The organism is Erwinia typographi (genome assembly GCF_000773975.1).
Lineage (GTDB): Bacteria > Pseudomonadota > Gammaproteobacteria > Enterobacterales > Enterobacteriaceae > Erwinia > Erwinia typographi.
This window is the reverse complement of sequence record NZ_JRUQ01000029.1, coordinates 105,148-119,637: the sequence shown is the minus strand read 5'-3', so window position 1 is coordinate 119,637 and position 14,490 is coordinate 105,148. Positions and strand designations below refer to the sequence as shown.

Annotated in this window: 14 protein-coding genes and 2 tRNA genes; 9 read left to right on the top strand and 7 right to left on the bottom strand. The window is 55.7% G+C overall.

Features of this window, described 5'->3' with window-relative positions:
* Positions 1 to 35 precede the first annotated feature (35 nt).
* Entirely contained in the window at positions 36 to 1,409 is a 1,374-nt protein-coding gene (locus NG99_RS10325) for an NAD-dependent succinate-semialdehyde dehydrogenase (RefSeq protein ID WP_034891895.1), read from the top strand.
* Between the two features lie 67 nt (positions 1,410 to 1,476).
* On the opposite strand, the gene agp is transcribed toward NG99_RS10325, so the two are convergent.
* From agp to NG99_RS10305, 3 genes are all read right to left on the bottom strand, one after another.
* A complete protein-coding gene (gene agp, locus NG99_RS10320; protein WP_034891892.1) occupies positions 1,477 to 3,078 on the bottom strand; it encodes a bifunctional glucose-1-phosphatase/inositol phosphatase in 1,602 nt (533 codons plus the stop codon).
* 307 nt (positions 3,079 to 3,385) lie between these two features.
* Positions 3,386 to 3,473: transfer RNA gene (locus tag NG99_RS10315), tRNA-Ser, on the bottom strand.
* Positions 3,474 to 3,696: 223 nt separating this feature from the next.
* Positions 3,697 to 3,784: transfer RNA gene (locus tag NG99_RS10305), tRNA-Ser, on the bottom strand.
* A gap of 217 nt (positions 3,785 to 4,001) precedes the next feature.
* Between NG99_RS10305 and yccA the strand changes: the two genes are divergently transcribed.
* Positions 4,002 to 4,658, top strand: a complete 657-nt coding sequence (gene yccA, locus NG99_RS10300; RefSeq protein WP_034891886.1) for an FtsH protease modulator YccA — start codon at positions 4,002 to 4,004, stop codon at positions 4,656 to 4,658.
* Between the two features lie 159 nt (positions 4,659 to 4,817).
* Positions 4,818 to 5,144, top strand: coding sequence for a sulfurtransferase TusE (tusE, locus tag NG99_RS10295; RefSeq protein WP_034891884.1), 327 nt, complete (start codon positions 4,818 to 4,820; stop codon positions 5,142 to 5,144).
* A 16-nt stretch (positions 5,145 to 5,160) separates the two neighbouring features.
* Here tusE and yccX read toward each other — a convergent pair whose 3' ends face one another.
* Complete coding sequence (gene yccX, locus NG99_RS10290) at positions 5,161 to 5,439, bottom strand: acylphosphatase (RefSeq protein WP_034891881.1); 279 nt, start codon at positions 5,437 to 5,439, stop codon at positions 5,161 to 5,163.
* An 88-nt stretch (positions 5,440 to 5,527) separates the two neighbouring features.
* Between yccX and rlmI the strand changes: the two genes are divergently transcribed.
* Both rlmI and hspQ read left to right on the top strand, forming a co-directional pair.
* Positions 5,528 to 6,718, top strand: a complete 1,191-nt coding sequence (gene rlmI / locus NG99_RS10285) for a 23S rRNA (cytosine(1962)-C(5))-methyltransferase RlmI (RefSeq protein ID WP_034891879.1) — start codon at positions 5,528 to 5,530, stop codon at positions 6,716 to 6,718.
* Positions 6,719 to 6,778: 60 nt separating this feature from the next.
* Positions 6,779 to 7,096, top strand: coding sequence for a heat shock protein HspQ (gene hspQ / locus NG99_RS10280; protein WP_034891876.1), 318 nt, complete (start codon positions 6,779 to 6,781; stop codon positions 7,094 to 7,096).
* Positions 7,097 to 7,125: 29 nt separating this feature from the next.
* Here hspQ and NG99_RS10275 read toward each other — a convergent pair whose 3' ends face one another.
* A complete protein-coding gene (locus NG99_RS10275) occupies positions 7,126 to 7,542 on the bottom strand; it encodes a CoA-binding protein (protein WP_034891873.1) in 417 nt (138 codons plus the stop codon).
* A gap of 188 nt (positions 7,543 to 7,730) precedes the next feature.
* Here NG99_RS10275 and NG99_RS10270 point away from each other — a divergent pair, with 188 nt between their 5' ends.
* Both NG99_RS10270 and NG99_RS10265 read left to right on the top strand, forming a co-directional pair.
* Positions 7,731 to 8,372 carry a YccT family protein gene (locus tag NG99_RS10270; RefSeq protein WP_034891870.1) on the top strand — a complete coding sequence of 214 codons (642 nt, stop codon included), beginning with the start codon at positions 7,731 to 7,733 and terminating at the stop codon, positions 8,370 to 8,372.
* Positions 8,373 to 8,455: 83 nt separating this feature from the next.
* Positions 8,456 to 8,914: a methylglyoxal synthase gene (locus NG99_RS10265; protein ID WP_034891866.1), complete on the top strand. Its 459-nt coding sequence runs from the start codon at positions 8,456 to 8,458 to the stop codon at positions 8,912 to 8,914.
* 31 nt (positions 8,915 to 8,945) lie between these two features.
* On the opposite strand, the gene helD is transcribed toward NG99_RS10265, so the two are convergent.
* Positions 8,946 to 11,000 (bottom strand): DNA helicase IV, encoded by a 2,055-nt coding sequence (helD, locus tag NG99_RS10260; protein ID WP_034891865.1) that lies wholly within the window; start codon positions 10,998 to 11,000, stop codon positions 8,946 to 8,948.
* A 133-nt stretch (positions 11,001 to 11,133) separates the two neighbouring features.
* Here helD and NG99_RS10255 point away from each other — a divergent pair, with 133 nt between their 5' ends.
* Both NG99_RS10255 and yccS read left to right on the top strand, forming a co-directional pair.
* On the top strand, positions 11,134 to 11,580 hold the full coding sequence (locus NG99_RS10255; protein WP_034891863.1) for a YccF domain-containing protein: 447 nt from the start codon (positions 11,134 to 11,136) through the stop codon (positions 11,578 to 11,580).
* An 8-nt stretch (positions 11,581 to 11,588) separates the two neighbouring features.
* Entirely contained in the window at positions 11,589 to 13,727 is a 2,139-nt protein-coding gene (gene yccS, locus NG99_RS10250) for a YccS family putative transporter (protein WP_034891861.1), read from the top strand.
* Here yccS and NG99_RS10245 read toward each other — a convergent pair.
* Positions 13,724 to 14,353, bottom strand: coding sequence for a TfoX/Sxy family DNA transformation protein (locus NG99_RS10245; protein ID WP_034891858.1), 630 nt, complete (start codon positions 14,351 to 14,353; stop codon positions 13,724 to 13,726). The two genes, yccS and NG99_RS10245, sit on opposite strands and share 4 nt — an antisense overlap.
* Positions 14,354 to 14,490: the final 137 nt, after the last annotated feature.

Here is a 14,490-nt window from a genome sequence, read left to right as displayed (position 1 = left end):
TGGACTCAGGCCGGTTACGCGAAAAGGAGTGCTGTATGTCTTATCAGACAATCAATCCCGCCAGTAATAAGCTTATTAAATCCTGGCCAAATCATGACGATCGTCAGGTTGAACAGGCGTTAAAAACGGCCGACGATCTTTACCACTCCGACTGGTCAAAAGGCGCTATCCAGCCGCGTTTGCAGGTGCTGAAAAAGCTTGCCGATCTGATTGATGGTCGGGTCGAAGAACTGGCGAAAACCGCCAGCGTTGAAATGGGTAAGCTGATCAATCAAAGCCGTGGCGAAGTGAAGCTTTGCGCGCAAATTGCCCGTTATTACGCCGAAAACGCCGAGCGTTTTCTGGCCCCTACCCGTTACCCCAGCGAACTGGGTGAAGCCTGGGTAGAAAATCATCCCATCGGCGTGCTGGTTGCCGTTGAGCCGTGGAACTTCCCGTTCTATCAGCTGATGCGCGTCCTCGCCCCTAACCTGGCGGCGGGGAACCCGGTGCTGGCGAAACATGCGGCGAATGTTCCCCACTGCGCCACGCTGTTTGCCGAATTGGTTAGCGAAGCGGGCGCTCCCGCCGGCGCATGGACCAATCTGTTTATCAGTAACGAGCAGATTGCTTCACTGATCGCTGACGATCGTGTACAGGGCGCGGCGCTGACCGGTTCGGAACGCGCAGGCAGCGCCGTTGCCCAGCAGGCTGGGAAGTATCTGAAGAAGACCACGCTTGAACTGGGCGGGAACGACGTATTTGTGGTGCTGGATGATTGTGATCTTGATAAAGCGGTGAAGGCTGGCGCTGGTGCCCGACTGAGTAACTGCGGCCAGGTCTGTACCGCTGCAAAACGCTTTATTGTGCATGAGAAAGTCGCAGACGCATTCTTTGAAAAATTCAGCCAGGCCTTCCGGGAAGTGAAAATCGGCGATCCGCTGGACGAAAGCACCACGCTCGGCCCCCTCTCTTCCTCAACAGCCCGCGATACGCTGGCGAAGCAGGTTGAGCAGGCCGTCGCCAAAGGTGCTAAGTTGCATCTGGGCGGAAAAGTGGTTGATGGTGAAGGCTGCTTCTATCAGCCAACGATCCTTTCCGGCATCACCCGTGATAACCCAGCCTATTTTGAGGAGTTCTTCGGTCCGGTGGCGCAGGTTTACGTGGTGAAAGATGATGATGAAGTGGTCAGGTTAGCCAATGACTCGCACTACGGCCTTGGCGGTGCGGTGTTTACCAGGGATATCGCCCGTGGCAGGAAGCTGGCTTCCAGAATTGAAACCGGAATGGTCTATATCAATTCTGCCAGCGACACGGCGGCAGAACTACCGTTTGGCGGCGTGAAACGTTCCGGCTACGGCCGTGAGCTGTCTGATTTAGGGATTAAGGAGTTCGTTAATCAGAAGTTGGTGGTCGTGAACAGCGACTGATTCCAGTCTCCCTTCAGGCAAAAAAAGGCCGACAATGTCGGCCTTTTCTCTTTTTCTGGCTACGTAATCAGGAAGACTTTTCTTCCCCGGACTGGGCTGGCGCGGCAGCTGGCTGGTCGGCTTTAGCTTTGTCCGCTTTAGCCTTATCAGCATTTTCCTTGTCGCTGGCAGCTTTTTCTTTAGCTGCCCGATCCGCTGCCGCTTTATCAGCGGCGTCTTTCTCTTTCGCCGCCTGTTCAGCCGCAGCTTTATCCGCAGCGGCCTTCTCGGCAGAGGCTTTAGCCTGAGCCGCTTTGTCTGCGGCAGCCTGATCGGCGGCGGCTTTCGCCGCGGCCACTTTATCTGCCGCCTGATCTTTCGCATCGGCCGGAGCGGCAGGGGCTGGCGTAGCTTCCGCTGGCTGAGGCGCAACCGCCAGCGGCGTCCCCTGAATGGCGTTATTCAGCACCTGAGTAAACTTATCCCAGTCGCAGAAGCCATTGGCATCGGTCGGACAGCCGTTCATCTGCAAGGTTACGCGCTTCGGCGGCGTATCCAGCGACAGCGGCGTGGCGTTACGCAACTGATCGATGGTCTGGTAGACATACTCAACCTTTACCAGCTCGCGATCGTTTTTCTTATCATGCCAGCGCTGGAACTGAATCATCCCGCCGATTGGCGTACGTTCATTCTGCTCCGGCAGCGTGTAAGGTTTGAAGTCCAGCGCCGTCAGCAGCGAGGCAATATTGGAATCATGACCGACCATCAGCGTCACTTTCGGCGCCGAGGCCTTATCCTCATCCACCAACATACTGCGCAGGTAATCCACCAGCGGAGCCGCGACGTCACGCGCTACTTTTGGCGAGGTGAACAGCGTATCCTGATAGGCGTTTTTAATCGCCGACAGCTCTTTCCACTGCTCAGGCGTTTTGATCTGGCCCCAGGCAACCTGGTCCAGCGGCATTCCTTCGTAGTATTGCAGGGTGAAAGCATCCACCAGCGAGTTACCCACTTTCAGAGGGCCAGAAACGCCAGGCTCTTTGCCCTTTTCCGCCGAGAATTTGTTCTGATTATCGCTGGTGAGATCGCACTGTTTTTTACCGTCGCAGGCCGCTGCCGATTTGTAATCAATGATTTTTTCCAGGCGCTGGAAGGCAGGCTTCAGCGACAGCTTCTCAGCCGCGCTGTTCATATCAGTCAACGCCTGCTTGTTGAAGGCTTCGCTATCGTCGCCGATCACCGGGTTAAACACCGGATCCATTGTGCCCATCTCATCCTGATGCGAGACGGAGATGTCACAGCCGGGGAACGCACCAGTAATAAAGAACTGCGCGGTGGCTACCGTACGCTGCAGGCTGTTGGCATAGGCATAGATATCATCGGAGCCTGGGCATTCGCCGTCTTTTACCAGCCCCTGCTGCGCCAGCCATTCGCGGGTGTAGCGGCCCATATACACTTCCAGCACGCCGCCCTTAGTCGTCAGTTGCCCGCCGGGAACATCCCACTTTGGCCAGGCTTTTTTAGTGGACTGAGCCAGCACGCTGCCGTTATCGGCCAACGGGGCACGCAGATTGTGGCGACTCATCATCAACACTTGCTCAAGCTGGTAATCGTCGTCAGCAGCATAGGCTGAAATCCCGGTGAGTGCCGAGCAGACTGCTAACGCGCAAAGACTGAACTTTCTAATCATGTGTTTTTCCATTGATTAAAGGGTAAATCACCCGACCGTATAATGGCGATGCGGCAGGGAAAAGGTTTGCGACCACGCAGATGATACTCGCAACGGCGAGCCAGGGAAAACGGACCTGCGGCAGACATTACATTTATGTTGAGAATATAGCAGACTAACGCCTTTGCCGTTTGTGCGCATCAGGAGTTTGAAAAGAAAAGAGATGTTTTTCAGAATGCTCTAACCGGGCTGGCGTCGTTGTGGGCGTGTTCAGGCGGAAAAGACAGAAAGCAAAACGGGTTAGCCTGAGCTAACCCGTTGAATTTGATGGTGGAGAGGCAGAGATTCGAACTCTGGAACGGTTTCCCGTCGCCGGTTTTCAAGACCGGTGCCTTCAGCCACTCGGCCACCCCTCCACGCGTTATCAGCTGCGGCTGATGGAAGTGATAAAACCTCCGGTGCAACTGATGGGGCGCAGTATAGGGGATGCCGGGGATTTTGCCAAGCGTAAATTTGCTTATTTTGTTGAATTTATGCGCTTTTGTGCAATTTATTTGGCGGCCGTACGCAAAATAATCAACCGGATATTTTGCTGCCCATAGCAAAACGGGCCAGCTTACGCTGACCCGTTAAAATAGATGGTGGAGAGGCAGAGATTCGAACTCTGGAACGGTTTCCCGTCGCCGGTTTTCAAGACCGGTGCCTTCAGCCACTCGGCCACCCCTCCACAATGTGCCGAACTATAAACATCCTCCCTGGCGATGTAAAGTGCGTTTCGGTTCGATCGCCTGAAAAACAGCCGATAGCCGTTTTTTTGCTGGTAATATCGCCATCCTGACGCCATAAACGGCCGCATATCGCGTAAAGAAGGGTAAAACGCCTTTCCCGGCTTCGCCGCGCTCCTTATTCTCAGTGATAAATTAGTGACCCTGAGAGGTTTTAATATGGATCGCATTGTTTCAACCAGCCGCAGCAGTTCCTTAATTACCACCCACAAGGTGCTGCGCAATACCTATTTCCTGCTCGGACTGACGCTGGCCTTCTCTGCCGTAACCGCCACGTTAAGTACCGTTTTTGCCCTGCCTGCGCCCGGCTTTATTCTTATGCTGGCTGGCTTCTACGGACTGATGTTTCTGACTTACCGCCTGGCCGATAGCCCAACCGGCATCCTGGCCGCCTTCGCCTTTACCGGTTTCCTGGGCTACTGCCTGGGCCCAATCCTCAACTCGCTGCTCTCGGCGGGCATGGGTGACGTCATTGGACTGGCGCTGGGCGGCACCGCGCTGGTGTTCTTCTGCTGCTCTGCCTACGTGCTCAGCACCCGCAAAGATATGTCTTTCCTCGGCGGCATGATGATGGCTGGTTTTGTGGTGCTGCTGGTGGCCGTCGTGGCTAACCTGTTCCTGCACATCCCAGCCCTGCATATGGCGATCAGCGTGATGTTTATCCTGTTCTCCTCAGGGGCTATTTTGTGGGAAACCAGCAACATCATTCACGGCGGTGAAACTAACTATATTCGCGCCACCGTCAGCCTGTACGTGTCGATCTATAACATCTTCGTCAGCCTGCTGAGCATTCTGGGCATGTCGCGCAGCAACTAACTCCGCGGCCATTGTCAGCAGTAAAAGCGCCCCGCCACCATGCGGGGCTTTTTTTTGGCTCAGGCCAGCCAGCGGCAAGATCGGAAGCAGTTCCGGGCTACCCAGCGCTGATGGCATTTTGCTAAACTAGCAACCCGCTAACCAGACAGAGACAATACGGTGCTATTTCAGGGTAAAGAGATTGAGCGTGACGCGCAGGGTTATCTGAAGTCTACGGCGGACTGGAGCGAAGCGCTGGCTCCTTTGCTGGCCGAAGAGGAAGCCATTGAGCTGAGCGAAGCCCACTGGGAAGTGGTGCATTTTGTCCGGGATTTCTACCTGGAATTCAACACCTCCCCGGCAGTGAGGATGCTGGTAAAAGCGATGGCGAAAAAGTACGGTGAAGAAAAAGGCAACAGCCGCTACCTGTTCCGCCTGTTTCCTAAGGGTCCGGCAAAACAGGCGACCAAAATCGCCGGCCTGCCTAAACCGGCTAAATGCCTTTAAAAATGCTGCGATAGCGCTAGCCGGTGGTGAAACCGCTCGGCAAATCACGCGGCTGGTGTGGCTCCTGTAGCACCCTGTCGACGCTGGCGCTTCTGGGGCCGCCCGCTTTCAGCCAGCTAATCAGCGAATGCACGTCGCTCTCCTCCCCACAGGCCAGCACCTCGACGCTGCCGTCCTCCAGGTTTCTGGCATAGCCTTTCAGGTGCAGCGCCTTTGCCTGCTGCTGAGTGCTGTAGCGAAACCCCACGCCCTGAACCACACCGTGTACCCAGACTTTCACGCAGACAGTTGTCATATTTCGTCTCCTTTCACGACGCAGATTGCATTTTGACGGTTCGCACCGGACAATAACGGCTGATTTTCTGACTGTAAGCATAGCAAATATGACTGTTCGTTTGATTCTTGCCAAAGGACGTGAAAAGTCCTTACTTCGCCGCCATCCCTGGGTCTTTTCTGGCGCGGTCGCCCGCCTGGAAGGGAAAGCCCAGCAGGGCGAAACGATTGACGTCTGTGACAGCCAGGGAAAATGGCTGGCGCGCGCCGCCTGGTCGCCTGACTCGCAGATCCGCGCCCGCATCTGGAGCTGGGAACAGGATGAGTCGATTGATATCGACTTCTTTATCCGCCGCCTCCAGGCCGCACAGCCGCTGCGTGACTGGCTGGCCGGGCGCGACGACCTCGACAGCTACCGGCTGATTGCCGGCGAGTCCGACGGCCTGCCGGGCATCACCATTGACCGCTTCGGCAACTTCCTGGTGCTGCAGCTGCTGTCAGCCGGTGCGGAATATCAGCGTGCGGCGTTGATTTCCGCGCTGCAACGCTGCTACCCGGAATCTGCGATTTACGATCGCTCTGACGTTGCCGTGCGCAAAAAGGAAGGCCTTGAGCTGACGCAGGGCGTGGTGCTGGGCGAACAGCCGCCGGAACAGCTAGCCATTACCGAACATGGGATGAAGCTGCTGGTTGATATTCAGACGGGCCATAAAACCGGCTACTACCTAGATCAGCGTGACAGCCGTCTGGCTACGCGCCGCTATGCGAAAGATCGCCGGGTGCTGAACTGCTTCTCTTACACCGGCGGTTTTGCCGTCTCCGCCCTGCTCGGCGGCTGTAAGCAGGTCATCAGTGTGGATACCTCTCAGAGCGCGCTGGATATTGCCCGCCAGAATGTCGGGTTGAATAATCTCGATTTGTCGAAGGCTGAATTCCTGCGCGACGACGTGTTCAAACTGCTGCGTCGCTATCGCGATAGCGGTGAGAAGTTTGACCTTATCGTGATGGACCCGCCGAAATTTGTTGAAAACAAAAATCAGCTGGCTGGCGCCTGCCGGGGCTATAAAGACATCAATATGCTGGCCATGCAGCTGCTCAATCCCGGCGGGATGCTGCTGACTTTCTCCTGCTCTGGCCTGATGCCTGCTGATTTATTTCAGAAAATCATCGCCGATGCCGCGCTGGATGCCGGGCGTGATGTACAATTTATCGAGCAGTTCCGCCAGGCTGCCGATCACCCTGTGCTCGCCAGCTATCCGGAAGGGATGTATCTGAAAGGATTTGCCTGCCGCGTGCTGTGACTTGAAAACGCCGTCCCCGCCCCCATTTTGGTAGCAGGGCAATGTTTATCAGGAGGTCACATGATAGCCAGCAAATTTGGACTCGGCCAACAGGTACGGCATCAGCTGCACGGTTTTCTGGGGGTTGTAGTGGATGTGGATCCGGAATATTCGTTAGAAGATCCGGCAATCGATGAGGTTTCCAGCAGCACATCACTGCGCGATGCCCCCTGGTATCACGTAGTGATGGAAAACGAAGACGGCGATACCGTTCATACCTATCTGGCGGAAGCTCAGCTGAGCTGGGAACTGCCGGGCGATCATCCTGACCAGCCGTCAATGGATGAGCTGGCCGCGTCAATACGCGAACAGCTACAGGCGCCGCGTCTCAGGAATTAATGCAAAATCCCCGCTTCGCGGGGTTTTTTTTAGCTTTTTTCCAACCCCAGCCGCGGGATCTCAATTTTGGGACAGCGGTCCATCACCACTTTCAATCCCGCCTCGCTGGCCAACACCGCCGCCTGTTCGTTAACCACGCCAAGCTGGAGCCACAGTGATTTCGCTCCCACCGCGATGGCTTCCTGAGCCACGCCCCAGGCCGCCTCCGCATTACGGAAGACATCGACCATGTCGATCGGCTCTGGCACCTCCTCCAGCGTGGCATACACCTGCTGGCCCAGCAGAGTTTGTCCAGCCAGCTTAGGGCTTACCGGCGTTACCTTATATCCCTGCGCCAGCAGATAGGCCATCACCCCATAGCTCGCTCTGGCTGGCTTGTCGCTGGCGCCGACCAACGCGATATGTCGCGTTGAGGTCAGGATGTCGGCAATCGTTTGATCTTGCATAACCCTCTCCTTGTCAGTCTGATACAACAGTGTAGGCGCTAAGATACCGCTCAGAAAACGACGCTGAAATAACCGCGTAGTTCCTTGAGATATAGCACGAATATATATGTTAAAATGTTAATATGCTGCCATACTGAAAGACTTTGATACATTCGTTGTTTTCGCGTGTCCGCGCTTCTGGAGAAAGAATGATGCTGCGTTCGGTCATTACAGGCGCTTTAGCTTTGCTGGTTGCGACTTCGGTCCATGCAACCACGCTTAAGCTTGCCTCTGATATTGACCTGTTAGTGCTGGATGGCCGGAAAATTTCCGGTTCATTACTCAAAGGGGCTGAAGGACTGGAACTTGAGCAGGGCCAGCATCAGGTTCTTTTTCGCGTGGAAAAAAATCTGAAGAAAGATGCGCAAATGGCCGCACCCTGGGTCTCCACGCCGCTGATTGTGACGTTCACCACCCAGGCGAAATCCGTCACCATTACGCTGCCTCCTTTGCTGACCGTACGTCAGGGGAAAGCCTTTGATAAACACCCTGAATTCCAGCTTCTGGACGAGCACGGCGCGGTAGTTGAGAGCCAGCAGGATCATTTGATGGCCCGGCCTGACACCAATTATGAGCAGGTGATGGTGCTGTACAACCTGAAAGGCAACGTGGCTTCGGTGCCCCGCTTTGCTCAGCCGCAAACCTCCCATTCCCCGGTGAGTCAAGGCTCCCAGGATTTTGCCAGCGGCAATCATGCAGGTAACCGCGTGCTGCAACTCTGGTATCACCAGGTCGACTCCGCCACCCGTCAGCGTTTTGTTATGCTCATGCGCGCGCTGCGTACCAGTTGATGTCTGAAGCCCTTCAGCCTACACTCGATACGCTTTATCAGGCAGTTACCCTACTCTGATTGACGTAAAACCAGGAAGCCGGAATGGATCAGACCACTCGTAAGATTCAGGAAAAAAAACATATCGCGCTGGTTGCGCATGACCACTGTAAAACCTCGCTCATGCAGTGGGTTGATATTCATAAAAACGTGCTGCAAGCCCACACGCTCTATGCTACTGGCACTACCGGCAATCTGATTCAGCGCGCCACCGGCCTGCCGGTCACCTCGATGCTGAGCGGCCCAATGGGGGGCGATCAGCAGGTAGGCGCGCTGATTTCGGAAGGGAAAATAGACGTGCTGTTTTTCTTCTGGGACCCGCTCAATGCTGTACCACACGACCCGGACGTCAAAGCGCTGCTGCGGCTGGCCACGGTGTGGAATATTCCCGTTGCCACCAATCGCGCAACCGCTGATTTTATTATTCAGTCTCCGCTGTTCTCACAGTCTGTCGATATCCTCATCCCGGACTATCAGCGCTATCTCGAGCAACGTCTGAAGTAAGCCTCTGAGCGTGCCGCGGCACGCTTTTCTTTTAAGGCTTGCGTAATACCGGCACGCCCAGCCGCTTTATCTCATCAACAAAGTCCGAAGGATGCTCCTTATCGAAGAGTAGCCACACCTGCTGTTTGGCTCGGGTGATGGCGACATAGGCCAGCCTGCGCTCTTCGGCATCCGGGAAATCTTCCGGCTGCGGCAGCAGCGCCTGCTCCATCACCGACTCTCTGGCTGGCGCAGGAAACCCCTCTTTGCCCGACTGTAATCCAAGCAGCAGGACATAGTCCGCCTGCTGGCCTTTGCTGGCGTGGATGGTGGTGAAATCAATCCGCAACTTCGGCCAGCGGGTCTTCGCCTTGTCCAGCAGCGTCGGTCGCAAATGGTGATAGCGAGCGAGGATCAACACCCGCTCATCCGGTGTGGCATAGCCGCTTATTTTATTCAGCAGCGCTTCCAACTGGGCTTCAGGCAGCAGTGAAATCGATTTTTTGTTGCCCTTGCTGAGACTATTCAACGGTTTTTTCAACTGATAAGGGTTGCTCTGAACAAATTTGTTGGCAATCTCGCCAATCCGGTCGTTAAAACGGTAGGTGGTATCCAGCACGCAGCGATCGCCTTCGCCAAAGTGGTGATGGAAAGCGGTGGTCAAGGTCATCTCAGCGCCGCTGAAGCGGTAAATGGCCTGCCAGTCATCCCCCACGGCAAACAGCGTGGTTTGCTTATTCTGCCGTCTGAGCGCCGCCAGCAGCGCAGCGCGCTGCGGGGAGATATCCTGAAATTCATCGACCAGAATGTGTTTCCACGGGCTGATAAAACGCCCTTTATCCAGAATATTGACCGCCTGATGGATAAGCCCGGAGAAATCTACCGCGCCCTCTTCCTTCAACGCGCTTTTCCAGGCCTTCATCAGCGGGGCCATCAGCTTCACCCGTTTTGCGAAGAGATCGCGAACCTCTTCCGGCGCCGAATCAATCATTGCCGCCTGCGCGCCGCCGTGCATACGCATCAACCCCAGCCAGCGCTCAAGACGGCTGGCGAGACGTTTAGCCAGCCGCTCTTCCTTCCAGAAATCGCCTTCCGTCAGCTCCCACTCCAGCTCATCCTGCAGCCACTGCCGCCAGCCGTTGGCATGGGCCTTCTTTTCACTGCACTGCTGGCGCCAGACGTTAATCAGTAGCTTATGGCGGAGTGAGGCATCGGTTTCAAGCTTGCTGATTGAAGGGGATTTATTACTGCCCTGCTGGATAATATTCAGCGCCAGCGAGTGGAAAGTACGCGCCTGAATACCATCGGTTTTCAGTCGGTCTTTGATCCGTTCGTTCATCTCCTCCGCCGCCTGGCGACCAAAAGCCAGCAGCAGGATCTGTCCTGGGCTCGCCTGGTTGCGCATCAGCAGCCAGCCCGCACGGGCCACCAGCACCGAGGTTTTCCCGCTTCCGGCTCCGGCCAGTACCAGCAGTGAGTCCTCGCCATTCACCACGGCTTTCGCCTGTGAAGGATTGAGCGGAGAGGTTTCAACGGTATTAAAGAAGTCAGCATACTGACTGAGCATTTTTTCTGACCACTGGTCATTGCGCTTCTGCCGCTGCGCATCGCTGCCGTCCAGCCAGGCAAGGCAGAACTGCCAGGCCTCACGGCAGTTATCAAATTCATCCAGCCGCTCTACCGGCAGAGGCAGCGAGGAGAACGCCTCATGGATTGCCTCCCGCCAGCCCGCCATATCGCTGCGCTTCAGCCATTTATCCTGCTGTTCACCGTCGCGAAGCTGGGCGACCAGCTTATTCAGCACCCCGGCCGCCACCTCGCTCATCTCTTCACTCCAGCGCTGCCACGCCTGGTTAAGGTAATGGTAGAAACGCTGGGTTTCCTGCCACTCGGTGCCATGCAGGCGCACGACTTTGTCTTCCGGCAGAGCAAATTCCAGCTCGCCCCATACCATGCCACGCTTGCATTTAATTGCTATCAGCTGGTTAAAGGGGATGAGATATTCATGCTTTTCACCACTCACCTCAACGCCTGCGGCCAACAGCCGCACCCGATTGTAGGGATGTTGCGCCAGATGCTTACCCAGCGACGTTGCTTTCAGTTCCATGACCTGCCTCTGGCTGTGGTTGTTTCAATGGGCTGTAGTTTAGCTGGCGGGAGTGTACCGCTCCAGAGTTAAAACGCGCTACAATCAACGCATTGTATTACTAAGCTCCGCGCACTGTAAGGGAAGTGAACCAATGCGTACTGTTTTAAACATTCTGAATTTTGTTTTAGGTGGTTTTCTGACCACGCTATCCTGGCTGATTGCCACCCTGGTCAGCATTATTTTGATCTTCACCTTACCGCTGACCCGCTCCTGCTGGGAGATCACCAGACTTTCTCTGCTGCCCTACGGCAACGAGGCGATACACGTCGACGAGCTGGAGCCGGGCCGTAAAAATGCGCTGATGAATACGGGCGGCACGCTGCTGAATATCTTCTGGTTTGTCCTGTTCGGCTGGTGGCTGTGCATCATGCATATTATGACCGGCATTGCCCAGTGCATCACCATCATTGGCATCCCGGTAGGGATTGCGAATTTTAAAATCGCCGCCATCGCCCTGTGGCCGGTAGGCCGCCGGGTGGTGAGTGTTGAGGTGGCAAAAGCCGCTCGCGAAGCTAACGCCCGTAGCCGGTTCAACTGAGTGCCGCCATGCGCCTATCGTTAAGTACAGGAATGCGGCGCTACGCCTACAACAGCGCATTGCTCTACAATCTGCGCATCTTCATTGCTCTGCTTGGCACCGCAGGCGTGCCCTGGTGGCTGGGGCAGATAACCTGGACCATTCCGCTGACGCTGGGCGTGGTAGCCGCCGCGCTTGCCGACCTTGACGATCGCCTCAGCGGCAGACTGCGCAACCTGTTAATCACCCTGGTTTGCTTCTGTGTTGCCTCGGTTTCGGTGGAGCTGCTCTCCCCTTACCCCTGGCTTTTTACCGCTGGTCTGGCGCTCTCCACCTGGGGTTTTATACTGCTTGGGGCGCTGGGGCAGCGCTATGCCACCATCGCCTTTGGCGCACTGCTCATCGCGATTTATACTCTGCTCGGTCTTGGGCTGTTTCCGCAGTGGTATCTCCAGCCTTCGCTGCTGCTGCTCGGCGCCATCTGGTACAACCTGCTGACGCTGACCGGCCACCTGATTTTTCCCGTCCGTCCTTTGCAGGAGAACATCGCTCGCTGTTTCGACGGGCTTGCCGTCTATCTTGAGGCCAAAGCCAGCCTGTTCGACCCGGATACTGAAGAAAACGATAATGCCTCGCTGATTGATGTCGCAATGGCCAACAGTCAGTTGGTCGCCACGCTGAACCAGACCAAAATATCCATTCAGTCCCGCCTGAGGGGCGATCGGGGGCAGCGCAGTACCCGCCGTACGCTGCACTATTATTTTGTCGCCCAGGATATTCATGAGCGAGCCAGCTCCTCCCACGCGCAGTATCAGGCGCTGCGCCAGGAATATCGCTATAGCGATATCCTGTTTCGCTTTCAACGGCTGCTGACGCTACAGGCCAAAGCCTGCCAGCAGTTGGCAAACTGCATTCTGCTGCGCGAAACCTATTTGCATAACAGCCGCTTTGAGCGCGCGTTTATCCACCTCAACGCCGCCCTTGAGCGTCTGTCCGCCGCCCGGCCCGGCAGCAGTGAGGTAAAAGCGATGGACTATCTGCTGAATAACCTGAAGGCCATCGACGCTCAGTTGGCAACCATCGAGTCTGAACAGCTCCTCGAAAACCAGGCGCCAGGCCATGATCTGACGCTTTCCAGCGAGGGGCTGACCGGTCTGGCGGATATCAGACTGCGTCTTGGCCGTCATCTTTCGCCAGAATCACCGCTGTTTCGCCATGCGGTGCGCATGTCCCTGCTGCTCTGCGTTGGCTATAGTTTTATCCAGTTAACCGGCCTTCAGCACGGCTACTGGATTTTGCTGACCAGCCTGTTTGTTTGTCAGCCCAATTACAATGCGACCAGGCGCAGGCTGGCGCTGCGTATCGCGGGCACGGTCGCCGGTATTGTTATCGGTCTGCCTCTGCTGTGGCTGGTCCCTTCGGTAGAGGGGCAGCTGTGCCTGATCGTGATAACCGGCGTGCTGTTTTTTGCCTTCAGACAGTCGCAGTATGCCCATGCCACGATGTTTATCACGCTGCTGGTGCTGTTCTGCTTTAACCTGCTGGGGGAAGGCTTCGAGATCGCTCTGCCGCGCATTTTTGATACGCTACTGGGCTGCGGCATTGCCTGGCTTGCCGTGGCCTTTATCTGGCCAGACTGGCGCTTCCGTCGTTTATCTTCCGTTGCCGAACGAACGCTAACCGCTAACTGCCGCTATCTGGACGCCATTCTGGTGCAGTATCATCAGGGCAAAGATAACCGGCTTGACTACCGGGTAGCGCGCCGCGATGCGCACAATGGCGATGCCGAACTCGCTTCCGTGGTATCGAACATCTCTGCGGAAAAAAAAACCTCACCGGCATTACGCGAGGCGGCGTTTCGCCTGCTCTGCCTGAATCACTCCTTCCTCAGCTACATTTCGGCCCTGGGCGCACACCGTGAAAAAATGACCAGGCCTTCGATGCTGCAACTGATGGATGACGCGGTGTGCTACGTCGACGACGTGCTCCATATCGAGGTGGTTGATGAGGCAAAAGCGCAGCGGCTGCTGGCAAATCTCGCTGAACGCCTTGCGGCCACAGAGGCCGACCCGGAAACGAAAGAGCCTTTGGTGTTACAGCAGGTCGGCCTGTTGATCGCTTTACTGCCTGAAATCGCTCAGTTAAAGAGACAGGTGCTGGTGGATTAACAGCTTCGCTGCTCGCTCAGGGATTGAGACAGCAGCGTTTCGCTGTGCCAGTGCCTGAGCTCTTCCTTTATTGCTACCGGCAGCGCTTCGCAATGCAGGCCCTGTATCGCCCCCTGCAGGGCAAAGAGAATGGTAATGCCCATATTTTTATTCTTTGCCTGTAGCTTCAGCCAACTGCGCTTGGCCCCCTGCTCTTTCAGCATCTCCACCGTCGAAATGCCCACTCTTCTGAGCTGAACTTCCAGCTTCAGGCTAAGATTGGGCAGATCCTTCAGCCGACGGTTTTTTTGCTGAAGCGTACGCTCTTGCGACGCGCCCCGCAGGCAAAGCTGAGAGAGTGCAACCAGCTGTTCTGGCTCCTCCCAGAGAGAACCGTCGACGCGGTAATACTCCAGCGCAACCGGAATGCCGCGCTTATTGAACAACAGCGGCTCCATTTTGCGTTCAATAAGGTAGGGCCTGGCCTCTTCACAGGCGCGCAGATAAAGTTCTCCTTCGCTGACAAGCGCAAACACAACACGTTCAACAGACAGGCTGTAGCCGCCAAATTGACTCCGGCTGTGTATCACTCCCAACGAGGAAAGTTGGCGTTTTGCTCTGATGATATTACTTTTTGAATCTTGCATAATCAGCGTCCTTTTCCGTTTGAGATGTCCTTACGACTTCACCTTCCGGCAAGAAAAATAGGCAATCGCCGTTACAAGTTCAATGAATGTTTGCCTTCATCAGCCATCGGCTGATGTTTTTGCGACGCGTTTTCAAA